The 16,833-nt window shown below is 70.0% G+C and carries 17 protein-coding genes and 1 riboswitch; of the genes, 13 read left to right on the forward strand and 4 right to left on the reverse strand.

Annotated features, from left to right (window positions below):
• Nucleotides 1–172 precede the first annotated feature (172 nt).
• From OJ997_RS04435 to OJ997_RS04455, 5 genes are all read left to right on the forward strand, one after another.
• Nucleotides 173–586, forward strand: coding sequence for a cytochrome c (locus OJ997_RS04435; protein ID WP_270023818.1), 414 nt, complete (start codon nucleotides 173–175; stop codon nucleotides 584–586).
• A 46-nt stretch (nucleotides 587–632) separates the two neighbouring features.
• Nucleotides 633–778: riboswitch (cyclic di-AMP (ydaO/yuaA leader) on the forward strand.
• Between the two features lie 4 nt (nucleotides 779–782).
• Nucleotides 783–1,523, forward strand: a complete 741-nt coding sequence (locus tag OJ997_RS04440) for a hypothetical protein (RefSeq protein ID WP_270023819.1) — start codon at nucleotides 783–785, stop codon at nucleotides 1,521–1,523.
• Between the two features lie 101 nt (nucleotides 1,524–1,624).
• Nucleotides 1,625–2,173, forward strand: a complete 549-nt coding sequence (locus OJ997_RS04445; protein WP_270023820.1) for a carboxymuconolactone decarboxylase family protein — start codon at nucleotides 1,625–1,627, stop codon at nucleotides 2,171–2,173.
• Between the two features lie 4 nt (nucleotides 2,174–2,177).
• Nucleotides 2,178–2,540 carry a winged helix-turn-helix transcriptional regulator gene (locus tag OJ997_RS04450; protein WP_270023821.1) on the forward strand — a complete coding sequence of 121 codons (363 nt, stop codon included), beginning with the start codon at nucleotides 2,178–2,180 and terminating at the stop codon, nucleotides 2,538–2,540.
• Between the two features lie 56 nt (nucleotides 2,541–2,596).
• Nucleotides 2,597–3,937 (forward strand): glutamine synthetase family protein, encoded by a 1,341-nt coding sequence (locus OJ997_RS04455; RefSeq protein WP_270023822.1) that lies wholly within the window; start codon nucleotides 2,597–2,599, stop codon nucleotides 3,935–3,937.
• Here OJ997_RS04455 and OJ997_RS04460 read toward each other — a convergent pair.
• The 3 genes from OJ997_RS04460 to OJ997_RS04470 are packed head-to-tail and all read right to left on the reverse strand — an operon-like array spanning nucleotide 3,897 to nucleotide 8,860.
• Entirely contained in the window at nucleotides 3,897–5,963 is a 2,067-nt protein-coding gene (locus tag OJ997_RS04460) for an MMPL family transporter (protein WP_270023823.1), read from the reverse strand. The two genes, OJ997_RS04455 and OJ997_RS04460, sit on opposite strands and share 41 nt — an antisense overlap.
• On the reverse strand, nucleotides 5,957–6,865 hold the full coding sequence (locus OJ997_RS04465; protein ID WP_270023824.1) for a type IV toxin-antitoxin system AbiEi family antitoxin domain-containing protein: 909 nt from the start codon (nucleotides 6,863–6,865) through the stop codon (nucleotides 5,957–5,959). Before OJ997_RS04465 ends, OJ997_RS04460 begins: the two co-directional genes overlap by 7 nt.
• 39 nt (nucleotides 6,866–6,904) lie before the next feature.
• Nucleotides 6,905–8,860, reverse strand: coding sequence for a thioredoxin domain-containing protein (locus tag OJ997_RS04470; RefSeq protein ID WP_270023825.1), 1,956 nt, complete (start codon nucleotides 8,858–8,860; stop codon nucleotides 6,905–6,907).
• A gap of 18 nt (nucleotides 8,861–8,878) precedes the next feature.
• Here OJ997_RS04470 and OJ997_RS04475 point away from each other — a divergent pair, with 18 nt between their 5' ends.
• The 4 genes from OJ997_RS04475 to OJ997_RS04490 are packed head-to-tail and all read left to right on the forward strand — an operon-like array spanning nucleotide 8,879 to nucleotide 12,911.
• Nucleotides 8,879–9,265 carry a Rid family detoxifying hydrolase gene (locus OJ997_RS04475; protein WP_270023826.1) on the forward strand — a complete coding sequence of 129 codons (387 nt, stop codon included), beginning with the start codon at nucleotides 8,879–8,881 and terminating at the stop codon, nucleotides 9,263–9,265.
• On the forward strand, nucleotides 9,262–10,473 hold the full coding sequence (ilvA, locus tag OJ997_RS04480; protein WP_270023827.1) for a threonine ammonia-lyase: 1,212 nt from the start codon (nucleotides 9,262–9,264) through the stop codon (nucleotides 10,471–10,473). Before OJ997_RS04475 ends, ilvA begins: the two co-directional genes overlap by 4 nt.
• 51 nt (nucleotides 10,474–10,524) lie before the next feature.
• Nucleotides 10,525–11,811: a TolB-like translocation protein gene (locus OJ997_RS04485; protein WP_270023828.1), complete on the forward strand. Its 1,287-nt coding sequence runs from the start codon at nucleotides 10,525–10,527 to the stop codon at nucleotides 11,809–11,811.
• A 17-nt stretch (nucleotides 11,812–11,828) separates the two neighbouring features.
• Nucleotides 11,829–12,911 carry a M24 family metallopeptidase gene (locus tag OJ997_RS04490; protein WP_270023829.1) on the forward strand — a complete coding sequence of 361 codons (1,083 nt, stop codon included), beginning with the start codon at nucleotides 11,829–11,831 and terminating at the stop codon, nucleotides 12,909–12,911.
• On the opposite strand, the gene OJ997_RS04495 is transcribed toward OJ997_RS04490, so the two are convergent.
• Nucleotides 12,894–13,490 (reverse strand): CGNR zinc finger domain-containing protein, encoded by a 597-nt coding sequence (locus tag OJ997_RS04495; protein WP_270023830.1) that lies wholly within the window; start codon nucleotides 13,488–13,490, stop codon nucleotides 12,894–12,896. The two genes, OJ997_RS04490 and OJ997_RS04495, sit on opposite strands and share 18 nt — an antisense overlap.
• Before the next feature lie 33 nt (nucleotides 13,491–13,523).
• On the opposite strand from OJ997_RS04495, the gene OJ997_RS04500 reads away from it, so the two are divergent.
• Genes OJ997_RS04500 through OJ997_RS37365 form a run of 4 tightly spaced genes read left to right on the forward strand, consistent with a single transcriptional unit; the run spans nucleotide 13,524 to nucleotide 16,817 of the window.
• On the forward strand, nucleotides 13,524–14,177 hold the full coding sequence (locus OJ997_RS04500) for an AzlC family ABC transporter permease (protein WP_270023831.1): 654 nt from the start codon (nucleotides 13,524–13,526) through the stop codon (nucleotides 14,175–14,177).
• Nucleotides 14,174–14,482: an AzlD domain-containing protein gene (locus tag OJ997_RS04505; protein WP_270023832.1), complete on the forward strand. Its 309-nt coding sequence runs from the start codon at nucleotides 14,174–14,176 to the stop codon at nucleotides 14,480–14,482. The genes OJ997_RS04500 and OJ997_RS04505 overlap by 4 nt, the downstream gene beginning before the upstream one ends.
• Nucleotides 14,483–14,538: 56 nt before the next feature.
• A complete protein-coding gene (locus OJ997_RS37360) occupies nucleotides 14,539–16,632 on the forward strand; it encodes a carbon starvation CstA family protein (RefSeq protein WP_270023833.1) in 2,094 nt (697 codons plus the stop codon).
• Nucleotides 16,629–16,817 carry a YbdD/YjiX family protein gene (locus tag OJ997_RS37365; protein ID WP_270023836.1) on the forward strand — a complete coding sequence of 63 codons (189 nt, stop codon included), beginning with the start codon at nucleotides 16,629–16,631 and terminating at the stop codon, nucleotides 16,815–16,817. The genes OJ997_RS37360 and OJ997_RS37365 overlap by 4 nt, the downstream gene beginning before the upstream one ends.
• Nucleotides 16,818–16,833 lie beyond the last annotated feature (16 nt).

The raw sequence follows: 16,833 nt of genomic DNA on the forward strand, positions 1-16,833 counted from the left end.
GGTATCGGTGCGTTTGGAGGGGTTCTGAGACAGTCTCGCCGCTAGCCACCCGGTGGAGCGGGTACATTGCACGCCCGTGGGCACCCTCTTTTTCGTCCTTGCCTTTGTTGGGCTTGCACTGATCACGCTCGTGGCCGCGATGAGTCGCGGTCGCGGGGGACTCGCCGGACTCATGCACTCGGATTCTCGAGGCAGTCGCCGGACGATCCTGCTGCTGTTCTTCCTGTCGATCGTGGTGCTCGGCGGGTTGGTGCCGGCGTGGGTGATCAGCTCCGAGGCCAACAACAAGGACATCCCGTCCGCGCAGATCTCCGGTCTCACGGACGAGGAGAAGCGTGGTCAGGAGCTGTTCGGCAAGCGCTGCAGCCTCTGCCACACGCTGAAGGCCGCGAACGCGGTCGCGAAGGTCGGCCCCAACCTCGACACGCTGGCGCCGAACGAGGAGTTCACCCTGGACGCGATCCTCAAGGGTCGCTCGAACGGGAACGGCCAGATGCCGGCCGAGCTGTACACGGGTCAGGACGCCGAGGACGTCGCGAAATTTGTCGCAAAGTCCGTGGGCGCTGCCCCTCCGTCCGGCGGTTGATGTAGAAAGCACAAGCGTGCAGGCGCTTTCGGCGCTGGTACGATTTCGAGCGCATCCGCTGAATTCCCGTTGGACGCGGGAAGCGGGGGACCCACTGCAGGTGGGGCGAATCGATGGTCGTCCTGGTCGTCGTAGCGCCGCTCTTCTGGCGCGAGCCCGTCAGCTAACCCCGTAAGCCGAGGAAGAGGACGAGTCGATGGCCCCTGAACAAGAAGCCCACGAACGGGCCTTCTACGACCGCGAGAACGCGGGGACGCCCCGGCGTCAGCGTGCCGCGGCCGACTGGGGTGTCAACGAGGACATCTTCGACCGCATGCCCAGCCGCTTCGCTCGCGTCGAGCGGCGCGCCGAGCACCGCGAGATCGTCATCCGCCAAGAGGGCGAGACCGCCACGGCGGTCGTCGAGCGCGGAGGGGACGAAGGGCGCCGGTTCGCCCGCAGCAGCGAGACCGGCGAGTGGACGAGCGTCGAGCTCGTACGCGCCGACGGCACGGCGACGCGAGCCGCGAGCGCCCGCGCCGAGCGCACGCCCGTCCGCGACGAGCGCGCCGAAGCCTCGGCCGCGCGCCGCGACACCGACCTTGATCCCCGCGCCGCGGCACGTGCCGTGATGTCGTGGGGCGCCGACCTCGACGAGGCGCCGCTCGTGCCCGGTGAGAGCCGGACGATCGTGCTCTCGCGCGACGAGGACGAGCTCGTCGACGACACGCCGCGAGCGCGCCAGACGGCCGAGTTCGACTCGCTGCCCGTCGAGCCGCAGGAGCGCAAGACCGTGGTGATCAGCGGGCACCCGGACCGGCTTCCCGTGCCGCGCACGGAGCGCCGGCCGCGGACCGCGGTGGAGCGGATCGGGCACCGGCCGGACCGGATCGCGGGCTACGCGGTGGCCCTCGGATTCCTGCTCGTGCTGATCGCGGTTCTGACCACCGGCCAGTGAACCTTGCGCCGAAGCCTTGCGGGGCGCGGCGTCCGGACATACCCTTACCTGTCGTAAGCCCCCCTAGCTCCCCCACGGTGGTGGCCATGCCCAAGACAGAGATGAGCCGGTTCCCTATCCACGACGACCTGACGGCGCCGGAGGACTCGATCGCGATCCTCAAGGGCGCGTCGTCGGCCGCCGGACAACTGCCGAACTTCCTCGGCGTGCTGGCGGGCGCGCCGGCGGCGTTGCGAGCGTACGTCCGCTTCAGGGCGGAGCTCCGCAAAGGCCATTTGCCGCGGCACTCCGCTGAGCGGATTGGGCTCGCGGTCGCCGAGTACTACGGCTCCAAGCCGGGCCTGCAGCTGCACACGCGTACGGGCCGCCAGGCGGGCCTCGGCATCGACGAGGTCGCGCGAGCGAAGCGCTGGGACTCCTCCGACCATCGCGAGGCGGCGCTGCTGCGGTACGTGCGCCCCTTGCTGACGGACGGCAAGTTCCCGCAGCACCTGCACGAGGAAGCGCGCGAAGCGGGCTGGACCGAGGAGCAGCTGCTGGAGGCGATCGCGGTGCTCTCCATGGAGTCCTTCACCGCTATGGTCAACGTCGCCGGCGACGTCCCCGTGGACGGCTCCGTCGAAGAGACGCGGGTGCTGCGCGCCGCGTAACCCCATGAACCCCGGGTCGACGACAACTCAGGCCCCAGATGGCGCCGCCGAAACGCACGACTGCCCGTGCTGCCCGCGCTACCACGAAGCGGTCGAGCTCGTGGGCAAGCGCTGGACCGGCGCGATCCTCTACGTCCTGCTGCACGGCGGTCGGATGCGGTTCACCGAGATCGCACACTCGGTGCCGGACCTGTCCGACCGCCTGCTCTCCGAGCGCATGAAGGAGCTCGAGGCGCGGGGCATCGTCCTGCGGCATGTGAGCGACGGCACACCGACCAAGGTCTCCTACGAGCTGACCGCCAAGGGGCGCGAGCTCGCGCCCGCGATGGCGGAGATCAAGCAGTGGGCCGACCGCTGGTTGGACTGAGTCCGACCGCACGTACACCCCGACACGCCGCCGTGTCCATTAGCCTGCACGGCGCCATGTCAGACCGTCCACAAACTGCCGAAGACGTCAAGGCGCTCGTCGCGGAGAACAACATCCGCTTCGTCCGCCTGTGGTTCACCGACATCCTCGGGCAGCTCAAGTCCTTTTCGATCTCCGCCGAGCAGCTCGACGACGCCTTCGAGGGCGGCATGGGCTTCGACGGCTCTTCGATCACCGGCTTCAACGCCATCGAGGAGTCGGACATGATCGCCATGCCCGACGCGTCGACCTTCAACGTGCTGCCCTGGCGGCCGGAGGACGGTGCGGGCGTAGCGCGCATGTTCGCCGACGTCCAGACGCCGGAGGGCCGCCCCTACGAGGGTGATCCGCGCCACGTCCTCCGCCGCGCCGAGCAGCGCGCGAAGGACATGGGCTTCGACGTGTTCAACGTCGGCCCGGAGCTCGAGTACTACCTGTTCAAGGACAACAAGGGCACCGAGGTCCTGGACGAGGGTGGCTACTTCGACCTCACGACGCTGGACGCCGGCTCGGACGTGCGCCGCGACACGGTCCTCGCGCTCAACCGCCTGGGCATCGACGTCGAGTACTCGCACCACGAGGTCGGCCCGTCCCAGCACGAGATCGACATGCGCTACGCCGGCGCGCTGAAGATGGCCGACGACTGCATGACCTACCGCATCACGGTCAAGGAGTACGCGCTCAAGTACGGCTGGCACGCGACGTTCATGCCTAAGCCGCTGTTCGGCCAGAACGGCTCCGGCATGCACACGCACCAGTCCCTGTTCAAGGACGGCCGCAACGCCTTCTACGACGCGGACGACAAGTACTTCCTGAGCGACACCGGCAAGGCCTTCATCGCCGGCCAGCTCCGCCACGCGCGTGAGATCTGCAGCATCTTCGCCCAGTGGGTGAACTCCTATAAGCGGCTTGTGCCTGGCTACGAAGCGCCGGTCTACGTCGCCTGGAGCCGTCGCAACCGCTCGGCGCTGGTGCGTGTCCCGCTGTACCACCCCGGCAAGGAGAACGCGACCCGGATGGAGCTGCGCGCCCCGGACCCCGCGTGCAACCCGTACCTGACGTTCGCGGTGCTCCTGCAGGCCGGCCTGGAGGGCATCGAGCGCGGCTACGAGCTGCCCGAGCCGATGGAGAAGAACCTCTACCACCTGTCCCCGGACGAGCGGCGGCGCCTCGGCATCGAGCAGCTGCCGGAGACGCTGGGCGAGGCGGTCGAGGTCACCGCGGAGTCCGAGCTCGTGCTGCGGACGCTCGGCGAGCACATCTTCAACCGCTACATCGAGATCAAGCGCCAGGAGTGGGAGGACTACCGCGTCCAGGTCACTCCGTGGGAGCTTGAGCGCTATCTCTCGATTCTCTAGCTAGTCGGGAAGGCCACCACACCCGGCGGCCGACGTCTATGACGGCCGCCGGGACGATCACCGATCGCACCACGAACGTGTCCAGCAGCACGCCGAAGGACACGATGAAGCCGATCTGCGTGAGCACCACGAGCGGGAGCACGGCCAGCGCGCCGAACGTCCCCGCCAGCACGATGCCGGCGCCGGTGATCACCGCACCGGTGACCGCGAGGCCACGCAACGTCCCTTCGCGCGTGCCGTGCTTGTGCGCCTCCTCGCGGACACGCGCCATCAAGAAGATGTTGTAGTCGATCCCGAGCGCGACGAGGAAGACGAACGCGAGCAGCGGCAACGTCGGCCCGACCCCGGTGAAGCCGAAGATGTGGTCGGACACGAAGATGCCCGTGCCGAGCGCGGCGGCGAAGGACACGATCACGCTCGCGATCAGCACCAGCGGCGCGACGACGGCCCGCAGCAGGACCATGAGGATCCCGAACACGACGACGAGCGTGAGCGGGATGATCAGCTTGTTGTCGCGCGTCGCCGCCTCGCGCAGCTCGTACTCCTGGGCGGACGGGCCGCCGACGAGCGCGCCCTCGCCCACTGCCTCGCGGAGCCTGGGGATCGTGTCCAGCGCCGCCGTGGAGTAGGGCGCGTCGCGGAGCGTGACCGTGAGCTGCGTGCCGGTCTCGTTCGACGGACCGGGGAGCACTTGGCCGAACTCGCCGGCGGCGCGCGTGACGTCCTCCACCCGCGAGCGGTCGGTGACGACGACATCGGTCGGCGCGGACGCGCCCGCCGAGAAGTTGCGCGTGAGCATCTCCTGGCCTGTGACGGAGTCGACCTCGCCGCGGAACTGGTCGCCGGTCGTCTGGCCCGTATCCAGCGCGGCGACGTTCGCGGCGAGGATGAGCAGGATGATCGTGCCGACGATCCAGATCGCGCGCGGCCGGCGGGCGACGCGATCGCCGACCCGTCGCCAGAACCCGTGCGTCTCGTCGCTGCCGGTCTGGCCGGTGTGCGGGATCGTGTCCATCCCGGGCGACCAGAACGCGTTGCGGCCGGTTATCGCCAGCAGCGCCGGGAGGATCGTCAGCATCGAGATCATCGCCAGCGCGATGCCGACCGCCCCGACCGGGCCGAGCCCGGCGGTGGAGTTGACGTCCGCGAGCGAGAGGCACAGCAGCGCCGCGATCACGGTCATGCCGGACGCGATGATCGCCGGGCCGGCGCTCTTCATCGCGATCGCGACCGCCTCGTGCTTGTCGTCGTGGCGCCGGAGCTCCTCCCGGTATCTCGACACGAGCAGCAGCGCATAGTCCGTGCCCGCGCCGAAGACGAGCACGGGCAGGATGCCGCCCGTCTGGCCGTTGATCGTCAGCCCGGCCTCGGCGAGCAGGTAGCCCGCGCCGCGTGACGCGCCCTCGGCGAGCAGCACGGTGAAGAACGGGATCGCCCAGAAGATCGGCGAGCGGTAGATCGCGATCAGCAGCACGAGCACGATGCCCGCGGCCGCGAACAGCAGCGGGCCATTGACGCCGCCGAAGACCTTGATCGCGTCCAGGCTGAACCCGGCCGCGCCGGTGAGTCGCACCTCGAGCCCGTCCTCGGACTCGCCCGCCCGGTCCGCGATCGACTGCACCGCGAGTTCGAACTTGTCACCGGTGCCGTCGCCCGGCCGCACGGGCTGGACGATCAGCGCCGCCTTCCCGTTCTCGCTGAACACGGGCTCCTGCGCCTCGAGCACGAGCTCGCGCCGGTCCTGGTTGAGCCGCGTCCGCGTCTCGGTGATGCGCTCGCGGTCGGCGTCGGTGAGCCCACCCGGGCGCTCGAACGCGACCACGGCCGGCGCGAGCTCGCCGCCGGGCAGCTTCTGGATCGCCTCGAGCGCCTTGACGGACTCCGCGTCGCCCGGAAGGAACGAGGACGTCTCGTTCTTCTGGACGCCTTCGAACTTGCCCGCGAAGGACGCGAGGCCGATGAAGAAGAGGGCCGCGAGGACCAGGACGACGTACTTCGAGCGGCGGCCGGCGGGGAGCGTCAGCATTTGGTGACCCTACGGGGAGCGCCCGCGTTTTGGATTCTTGTGAGTGTTTGCTCGGGTTGCGTAGTCGCTTGGGTCCAGGTGACGCGGACGACGCGTTCGCCGTGGGCTTCGAGACGAGCCTGCTTGGCGGCGTCGTCCTGGCGGGCGAGCACGTGGTCGTGGTACTGGGAGCCGTCGGCTTCGACGCAGAGGTTGATCGCCGGCCAGCGGAAGTCCGGCGTGGTGGGGATGCCGTCGAGGATGAGGGTCTGCTGGGCTATGGGCGGCTCGAACGTCGTGCGGATGAGATCGTGGACGGCGTCCTCGAAGACGTTGCGCGTTGGGACGAAGCCTTCGGCGAGGGCTTCGTCGAGGCGTTTGGTCTGGCCGCGGAGCTCGGTGATGGTGGCGCGGCGGGTCGCTAGTGCCTCTCTTGCCGCGCGGCGAAGTGATTTCAACGGCATCACCGAGGAGATGTCGGCCAGGGCGCGTGCCGGGGAGGTGACGGGGATGCCGTCGAGGAGGAGGACGCGGGGTGGTTTGCGGGTGCGGTGGACTTCGATGCCCGGGACCTTCCTCGCGTGCCTCGTGGCGACCACGATTTGCGGTGGAGCGACTTCGTCGAAGTCCACGACGCGCCAGAGGGACAGGCACGAGTAACGAGCCAGCGTGCCGTCGGTGGCCTTCGTGGCCGCGAGGAACCTTGCTTGCACCGAAAGAGGGGGAGCGGCGACGGAGTAGACGCCTCGGTAGACGAGGTGCAGCGTGCCTCGTCGACGGCGGGTCGCGATTGCGTGATCGGAGAGACCGCACGCGCGAAGCTCCGCAACGTCGAGAACACCCCACTGAGAGGCTGCGCGGATCGCCACGGCCAGGTCGGGCGAGTTGTTTGACTGTCGATTTCCTGCAGTAGAACGACTCACCCCCGGAGCATCAGCTCCAGGGGTGAACGGAACAAGACGCTATTGCAACGCCTTCGTCAAATCTTCCGCGCTGGTTAGCGGAAGCTGGCACGTGAAGTTCTCGCAGACGTAGGCGGTGGCGCCGCCGTCTACGGGGGTGCGACCCGCGAGGAGCGGGATCGCGTCGCTGTCTCCGCCCGCGAGGACGACGTGCGGGTAGAAGCCTCGGCGGACGACCGCGGCCAGCTCGTCGGACGGGCCCGCCAGCGCCACCTCACGGACGGGCGAGACGAAGAAGTCCATCGCGCGGAGCAGGTGGCCGAAGGCCAAAGGATGCCGAGGGGCGATCGGGTGGAGCAGCGCGATCAGGGACGACGCCGCGTCGAGGTAGGACGACTCGCCGGTCAGGCGCGCCAGGCGCAACAGGCCGAAGCAGGCGGACGACGCGCCGGAGGGGATCGGGGCGTCCTCGAGGTCCTTGCGACGGGCGATGAGGCCCGTGTGCTCGGCGCCGGTGGAGAAGAAGCCGCCGAGCTCCGGGTCGTAGAAGCGGATGAGGATCGCCTCGGCCAGCTCGACCGCGCGGATGAACCAGCGCTCGTCGAAGGTCGACTCGTACAGCGTCAGGTACGCCTCGAGCAGGTAGGCGTAGTCGTCGAGGAACCCCGGCTGCTTCGCCCGGCCGCGGTTGAAGACGCGCAGGAGCCCGCCGTCGTCAGCACGCAGCTCACCTTCGACGAACTCGGCGCACGCCACCGCGGCAGCGAGGTAGTCCGCCCGACCGAACGCGGCGCCCGCGTCGGCCAGCGCCGAAATCATCAGCGCGTTCCAGGACGTCACGCGCTTGTCGTCCAACGACGGCCGCACTCGCAAAGACCGCGCCGCGAGCAGCCCAGCCTTGATCGCAGCCAGGTCGGCCGGGTCGCCGCTCACGCGCGACAACACCGTGGCACCGCCCTCGAAGTTCCCGCCGTCCGTCACCCCGTAATGCGCGATGGCCGCCGACGCGAGCTCAGGCGAAAGCGCCTCGCGGACCTGATCGGCCGTCCACACGTAGAACTTGCCCTCGACGCCCTCCGAGTCCGCGTCCAGGGACGAAGCGAAGCCGCCCTCGTCCTGCCGCAGCTCACGGATCGCCCAGTCGAGCGTCTCCTCGGTCACGCGCCGGAACAGCGGGTCGTCCGTGATCTGCCACGCGTGCAGGTAGGTGCGGGCCAGCAGCGCGTTGTCGTAGAGCATCTTCTCGAAGTGGGGGACCGCCCACTGCGCGTCGACGGAATAGCGCGAGAAGCCGCCGCCGACCTGGTCGTACAGCCCGCCGGAGGCCATCCGACGCAGCGTCTGGAGCGCCATCGGGCGCTCGCCCCGGGCCAGCAGGAACTCGATCACGGGCGGGAGCGGGAACTTGGGCGCGCCGCCCCAGCCGCCGAGCTCGGAGTCGAAGACCTGCTGGAGGATCGCGACCGCCTCATCCAGCAGCGCCGGGTTGAGCTCCTCGCCGGAAGCCTCGAGCGTCGCCGCGCCCTGCAGCCGCGGCACGATCTCGCGCGACGCGGTCACGATCTCCTCACGCTGATCGACCCACGCCTGGGCCAAGGAGGTCAGCACGTCCCGCCACGACGGCATGTTCTGGCGCGAGACGGGCGGGAAGTAGGTGCCGGCCCAGAACGGCGTCCCTTCGGGCGTGACGAACGCGTTCAGCGGCCAGCCGCCCTGGCCGGTCATGGCCTGGACCGCGTCCATGTAGATCGCGTCGACGTCCGGTCGCTCCTCGCGGTCGACCTTGATGCACACGAAGTGCTCGTTCATCAGCGCGGCGGTCTCGGCGTCCTCGAAGGACTCGTGCTCCATGACGTGGCACCAGTGGCACGCGGCGTAGCCGATCGACACCAGCACCGGCTTGTCCTCCTCCCGCGCACGGGCGAAGGCCTCGTCACCCCAGGGGTACCAGTCGACGGGGTTGTCGGCGTGTTGGAGCAGGTACGGCGACGTCTCAGAAGCAAGGCGATTCGGCATATCGGTACGGTCCTTCTCATGTCCCAGTCTCGTGAAACCGTGACGGCCAACCCGGGCCCGCCCGCCGCCGGACCCTACTCGCACGCCGTGAAGTCCAACGGCCATCTCTTCGTCAGCGGCCAGGTGCACCTGGACCCGGAGACCGGCCAGCTCATCGAAGGCACGCCCGCCGAGAAGGCCAAGCGCTGCCTCGACAACCTGACGATCATCGCCGAGGCCGCGGGCGCCAAGCTCGAGAACGCCGTGCGTGTCGCCGTCTACGTCACCGACATCAGCGTCTTCGCCGAGATGAACGAGGCGTACGCGACCTACTTCCCCTCCGACCCGCCCGCGCGGACCACGATCGGCGTCGCCGCCCTCCCGATGGGCGCCGAGGTCGAGATGGACGCGATCATCGCGCTGTGAGCGTCACCGCGCGCGACGTCAGAGCCGCACGCGCGGCGGTCGAGACCGTCGCGCGCCGGACGCCGATGCTCTCGACCCGAACGTTCTCCGAACGGGTGGGCGGGACCGTGGCCCTCAAGGCCGAGAACCTGCAGCGGACCGGCTCCTTCAAGGTCCGCGGCGTGGCCTCCAAGCTGGACTCCCTGGGTGAGCAGGGCTGCGCGAACGGCGTGATCGCGGCCTCCGCCGGCAACCACGCGCAGGCCCTCGCGGCCGGCGCGGCGGTCCGCGGCGTGCACTGCGAGGTCGTCGTCCCCGAGGACGCGCCGATGGCGAAGGTCGAAGCGGCTCGCCGCTACGGCGCGACCGTCCACACGGGCGGCAAGAGCGTCGACGAGTGCATCGTGATCGCGCTCGAACGGGCCGAGCGCGACGGACTGGCGTTCGTCCACCCGTTCGACGACCCCGCGATCGTCGCCGGCCAGGGCTCGCTCGGGCTGGAGCTGCTGGAGGACGTGCCGGACCTGGCGCAGGTCGTGATCCCGATCGGTGGCGGCGGCCTCGCCGCCGGGACCGCGCTCGCGATCAAGGACGCCAAGCCGCACGTCCGCATCATCGGCGTCCAGGCCGCGGCGTGCGCGCCGTACCCGGAGTCGATGCAGGCCGGCATGCCGATCGAGGCCAAGACGGCGCTGACGATCGCGGACGGCATCGCCGTCAAGCGCCCGGGCGGCATCCCGCTCGCGATCCTGCGCACGCACCTCGACGACCTCGTGGTCGTCGACGAGGAAGCGACGGCCGAGGCGATGGCGCTGCTGCTCGAGCGCTGCAAGCTCGTGGTGGAAGGCGCGGGAGCCGTGAGCGTCGCCGCGTTGCTCGGCGGCCACGTGGACCTCACCGACGGCACGACCGTCGCCGTGCTGAGCGGCGGGAACGTGGACGCCGGCCTGCTGGCCGCGATCGCCCGCCGGCACGAGACCGAGGCCGGGCGACGGCTCGTCGCGCTGACCCGGATCCCCGACCGGCCGGGCGGCCTCGCGACGCTGCTCGCCGCCGTCGCGGGCACTGGCGCGAACATCGTCGACGTGAGCCACGTGCGTGAAGGCCTCGGCCTCCACGTGCGCGAGACGGCCGTCGAGCTCGTGCTGGAGACCCGTGGCCGCGACCACGCCCAGACCGTGCTCGGCAAGCTCCAGGAAGAGGGCTACGAAGCGCAGGTGCTCAGCTAGCGGCAAGCTCTGGGCAAGCATTGGGCAACCCCGGGTAGCGAAATTCCCGGCATGCTCCCCCGCCTCCTCCTCGCCGCCGGCCTGGTCGCGTTGCTCGCGCCGGCCGCGGCGAACGCCGACTCGATCGTCTACATCGACCAGGGCAACGTGTGGTCCGCCGCGCCGGACGGCTCGCACAAGGTGCAGCTGACCGGCGGCGGTGGCTGGCACTCGCCGACCCAGGCCGACGACGGGCGGATCGCCGCCGTGCAGGGCGCGGGGCCGATCCAGGTGCTGGCGCCGAACGGCAAGCCGCTGCACACGATCACGACGCCGCCCGCCAAGTCCGGCGACGGCGGGACGTTCGCGCCCAACCCCGGCAACCTCTCGTTCTCGCCCGACGGCACGAAGATCGCCTACGACTACATCGCGTACTCGTGCCCGGTCGCGTCCACGTGCGGCTCGATCCAGCGCTCGGTCTTCTACACCGACGCCGGCGTCACCACGGCCACGCCGCACAGCGTCTACGGCAATCAGCACAGCGTCTCCAACCCCGAGTGGGTGACGAACAGCCGCACGCTCGTCTTCGGCGGGTTCGGGCGCCAGGTGGCGATCGACGACCTCGACGCGGGCGACTACAACAGCAAGCCCTGGATGGTCCCGAACGGGGACATGGGGGACGGCGAGGTCACGCGCGACGGCACCAAGCTCGCCGTCACGAGCGACTACGGCGACAACCTCAAGCTCACGTTCTTCGCCGTCAAGGGCGACATCAAGACGCAGTTCCCGCCCGCCTACCCCGAGTTCGCGTGCGAGATGACCAAGCCGGACGCCAGCTACCACGACCCGAGCTGGGCGCCGGACAACGCCGGGATCGCGTACGGCTCGAGCAAGGGCATCGAGGTCTCGCGCTTCACGGAGTTCGGGCCGAGCCACTGCGCCGCGCCCGACGACAGCATCCTCACGCCGACCGGCACCGAGCCCGACTGGGGACCGGCCGACCCGCCGCCCTCCGCGTGGGTCCCGACCACGCCGCCGCCCGTCACGCCACCGACGCCCCCGACCCCGGTGCCCGCTCCCGCGCCGCCCGCCAAGGCGACGATCGCGCTCACCAAGACCACCGTCAAGGCGCTGCGCAAGGGCCTTGCGGTGAAGGTCACCGTCCCCGCGCCCGGCAAGGTCACCCTTTCGGCCAATCTGAAGACCCGCAAGCTCGCGACGGGCACGGCCACGGCCAAGCAGCCCGGGACCGTCACCGTCCGGCTCGCCAAGACCAAGAAGGCCAAGAAGGGTCACACCCTCACCCTCAAGTTGACGTTCAACAACGTGACGTCGTCTCATTCCGTGAAGGTGCGCTGACGGTAGGGTGCGCGGCGATGTCGCACGATTCGCGTGTCGCCGCGCTTGACTCCCTCCTCGAGGACGCTGGCCTGGATGCCGTCCTCGCCACCAAGGACGCCTCGATCGCGTACCTCACCGGCTTCTGGGGCCTGCAGATGGAGCGCTTCTTCGGCGTGACCGTCCGCAAGGGCGGCGAGGGCGCCCTGATCGCCCCGAGCCTGGACCGTGACGCCGTCGCCGCCGCGCCGACCGGGCTCGAGAAGGCGCTCTACGACGCCGCGAAGGGCAACGGCCTGTCGACGCTCTACGAGACGTTCGGCAGCGCCAAGCGGATCGGCGTCGAGGAGGACCACTTCATCTGGGCGCGCGCGAAAGAGCTAACCAGCGCCGGATACGAGCTCGTCCCGGCCTCCGACCTGATCATGGAGCTCCGCGCCGCCAAGGACGCGGAGGAGATCGCCGCCGTCAAGCACGCCTGCGCGCAGATCATCGCGGTCTACGAGGAGGTCTGGGCGGACCTGAAGGTCGGTGACAGCGAGGCCGACGTCAACGCGAAGGCCGCCTACAGCCTCGCCCGTCGCGGTGGCGCCCACCCCGGCCCGCACATCCTCTTCGGCGCGCACGCCGGCGATCCGCACGGCTCCCCCGGCTCCCGCACGCTGCAGGAGGGCGACGTGATCGTCGCCGACATCGCCGCGCAGTTCGACGGCTACTGGGGCGACATGACCCGCGTCGCGCACGCGGGCACGCCGAGCGATTGGGCGGCGAAGGCCTGGGACATCGTCAAGGAGGCCTACGACGACGCCGTCGCGGCGACCATGGTCGGCAACACGGCGCGCGACGTCGACCACGCGCAGCGGGTGATCGTCGAGGCGCACCCCGAGATCGGCGCCTGCCTGCACGGCGCGGGCCACGCGATCGGCACGGAGATCCACGAGCCGCCGTTCCTGGTGGCGACCTCCGAGACGCCCCTGCGCGAGGGCATGATCTTCACGGTCGAGCCGGGGATCTACAACAGCGAGAAGGGCGGCATCCGGCTCGAGGACGACATCCTCGTCGCCGCCGACGGCCCGGTGAACCTCTCGCCGAGCGCGCTCGAGCTACGCGTCATCGAGTAGCTGCGCCGCGCGCTTGCGCGCGTACATCCGCCGCATCTTCTCGCGGGAGCCGCAGGTCGCCATCGAGCACCACCTGCGGCGCCCGCTCGTGTCCAGGAACACCCAGCCGCAGTCACGGCCCGGGCACCGGTGCAGCCGCGCGATCCGCGCGGGATCGGCGAGCAGCGCGACCGCGTCCGCGGCGACCGCGAACCGCACGCGCCGCGTCTCTTCCTCCGACCACTCGAGGCCGAACGCGCCGTCGGGCTGCTGGACGAGCGTCCCCGCCGCGACCGCCTGCGCGTAGGCGAATCGTACCCGCGCCAGCGAGAAGTACTCGGGCGTCTCGTCGCGGGCGAGCGCGGAGAAGACCGCGTGGAGCGCGCTGCGCAGGCCCCGCGCCAGCTCGAGCTCCTCTACCCCGCCGGGGCGGCCCGCCACGCCCATCCGCGCGCCCCAGCGCTCCAGCGAGTCCGGCTCGAGCAGGACGTCCTGGGCCTCGATGACCTCCTCCGCGGCGGTCCAGTCGGCCGTGTTGGCGAAGTCGATCGACAGCGAGCCGCCCTGGAGCTTGATCGTCTCTGGCGTCGGTATTACCACTGCACGGACATCATACGGTAAGGTGCCCGCCCAGTGACCGACGAGTTCCACGCAGGGGTGAAGGCCGGCGTCTCGCTCATCCTTCCCACCCTCGCGGGCGGGATCTCGTTCGGCGTGCTCGCCGAGCCGGTGCTGGGCGCAGCCGCGTCGATCGTGATGTCCATCACCGTCTTCTCGGGCGCGGCGCAGTTCGCCGCGCTGACCGTCCTGGCCACGGGCGGCGGCGCGCTGGCCGCGATCATCGCGGGGATGCTGCTCAACGCGCGCTGGCTGCCGATGGGGCTCGCGCTGGGCCCTTCGCTGCGAGGGAGCCGCGCCCGCCGCGCGGTCGAGTCGGTCGCGCTCGTCGACGCGTCCTTCGTGGTCGCCAGCAACGGCGACGGCACCTTCAGCCGCGACCGGCTGATCGGCTCGACGCTGCCGCAGTTCGCCGCCTGGAACCTCGGCACGGTGATCGGCGTGCTCGGCGGCTCGTTTCTCGGCGACCCGGAGGCGCTGGGTCTCGACGCGATGTTCCCGGCGTTCTTCGCCTGCCTGCTGTTCGACCTGCTGAAGGACCGGACCAGCGTGGTGACGGCTGCGCTCGGCGCGCTGATCGCGTTCGTCCTGATGCCGTTCACGCCTGCGGGCGTCCCCGTCGTCGCGGCGGCGTGCGCCGCGCTGATCGGCCTGCGGGCCCGCGCATGACCGCGGTCTGGATCACGCTGGCGGTGCTGACCGTCGGTACGTTCGCGTCCAAGGCGGCCGGCACGCTCGTGCTCGGCAGCCGTGAGCTCAATCCGCGCGCGCTGAGCGTCACCGCGCTGCTCGCGCCCGCGTTGCTCTCCGCCCTGGTGGTCTACGAGACGTTCGGCTCGAGGGACGGCATCACCGTCGACCCCCGCGCCGCCGGGCTCGCCGCCGCGATCGCCGCCATCCTCGCGAAAGCGCCGATGTTCGTCGTGATGCTGATCGCAGCGGCCGTTGCAGCAGCAGTGCGTGCGTTTACGTAGCGCTTAAGCCGGGGAGCCAACCCCTCGCTAGCGCACGCGTGGGGGAGGAGAGCACCGTGAGGACCAAGTCCATCGCGATCTGGTCGGCCGTGGCCATCGTCGGGGCCGTCGCCTGGGGAGTCATCGCGCTCGTGCGCGGGGAGTCGATCAGCGCGGCCTGGCTGATCGCCGCCGCCGTTTGCTCGTACGCGATCGCCTACCGCTTCTACGCGCGGTTCATCCAGTACCGGGTGCTCGGCGCGGATCGCAACCGCGCGACGCCCGCGGAGCGCCTGGACAACGACCGCGACTTCCAGCCGACCGACCGGCGCGTGCTGTTCGGCCACCACTTCGCGGCGATCGCGGGCGCCGGCCCGCTCGTGGGCCCGGTGCTGGCCGCGCAGATGGGTTACCTGCCGGGGACGATCTGGATCATCGTCGGCGTCATCTTCGCCGGCGCGGTGCAGGACATGGTCGTCCTGTTCTTCTCGATGCGCCGCGACGGCAAGAGCCTCGGGCAGATGGCGCGCGACGAGATCGGCCCGGTCGGCGGCGTCGCCGCGCTGGTCGCCGTGTTGTCGATCATGGTCATCCTGCTCGCGGTCCTCGCGCTGGTCGTCGTCAACGCGCTCGCGAACTCGCCGTGGGGCACGTTCAGCATCGCGATGACGATCCCGATCGCGCTGTTCATGGGCTTCTACCTGCGCGTGATCCGGCCCGGGCGGGTGCTGGAGACCTCGCTGATCGGCGTCGTATTGCTGCTGATCGTGATCGCCGCCGGCGGCTGGGTCCAGGACTCGAGCCTCGCCGACGCGTTCACGCTGGAGCCCGAGACGCTCGTCTTCTGCCTGATCGCCTACGGCTTCGTGGCCAGCGTCCTGCCCGTCTGGATGCTGCTCGCGCCGCGCGACTACCTCTCGACCTTCATGAAGATCGGCACGATCGTGCTGCTCGCGATCGGCATCCTCGTGACGCTGCCGGTGATGGAGAACGAGGCGGTGACGAAGTTCGCCTCCAACGGCGAGGGCCCGGTGTTCGCAGGCTCGCTGTTCCCGTTCGTGTTCATCACGATCGCCTGCGGCGCGCTGTCCGGCTTCCACTCGCTGATCGCCTCGGGCACGACCCCGAAGCTGATCGAGAAGGAGACCCAGGTCCGCTTCATCGGCTACGGCGCGATGCTGATGGAGTCGTTCGTCGCGGTGATGGCGATCATCGCCGCGTCGATCATCGACCCGGGCATCTACTTCGCCGTCAACTCGCCCGCGGGCGTCACCGGCGGGACCGTCGAGACGGCGTCCCAGTTCGTCAACGGCCTCGGGTTCGCGATCACGCCGGACGCGCTGCAGGCCGCGGCGACGGCGGTCGAGGAGGAGTCGATCATCTCCAAGACCGGCGGCGCGCCGACCTTCGCGCTCGGCGTGTCGGAGATCTTCGCCGGCGTCACCAACGGCGGAAAGGCCTTCTGGTACCACTTCGCGATCATGTTCGAGGCCCTGTTCATCCTCACCACGGTGGACGCGGGCACGCGGGTCGGGCGCTTCATGCTTCAGGACACGCTCGGCAACGTCTACAAGCCGTTCCGCCAGGTCTCCTGGAAGCCCGGCGTGTGGCTCTGCAGCGCGATCATCGTCGGCGCGTGGGGCTACTTCCTCTACGTCGGCGTGACCGACCCGCTCGGCGGGATCAACCAGCTGTTCCCGCTGTTCGGCATCGCGAACCAGCTGCTCGCGGCGATCGCGCTGACCCTCTGCACGGTGCTGCTGATCAAGCACGGCAAGCTCAAGTGGGCGTGGGTGACCGGCATCCCGCTCGCGTGGGACGCGGTCGTCACGCTCACGGCGAGCTACCAGAAGGTCTTCAGCGCCGATCCGAAGCTCGGCTTCTTCGCCCAGCGCGACAGGTTCCAGGACGCGATCGCCGCCGGTGAGGTCCTGCCGCCGGCGAAGAACCTGGACGACATGAACGCGGTCGTGACAAACTCGACGGTGGACGGCGTCCTCGCCGCGTTCTTCGCCCTGCTCATCATCGTGGTCATCCTCGACGCCACCCGCATCTGCATCAAGGCCATCCGGTCGCGGGAACCGCTGCCGACGTCCGAGGTGCCGGCGCAGGAGTCCAAGCTCGAGGCGCCCGACGGCCTGCTGGACCGCAAGCCGGAGCTGGTGGCGTGACGGTCCGCGACGTCTTCACCGGCGTGCGCTGGTACCTGCGCGAGGTGTCGGGCGAGTCTGCCTACGACCGCTACGTCGAGCATCGCCGTCGTGACCATCCGGACGAGCCGGTGCTGAGCCGCCGAGCGTTCGAGCGCGCGCGTCAGGACGAGCGCGAAGCCCGGCCCCAAGCGCGCTGTTGCTGAAGCTCGGCGCGGCTTC

Origin of the sequence: Solirubrobacter phytolaccae (assembly GCF_027587195.1) — a bacterium.
Lineage (GTDB): Bacteria > Actinomycetota > Thermoleophilia > Solirubrobacterales > Solirubrobacteraceae > Solirubrobacter > Solirubrobacter phytolaccae.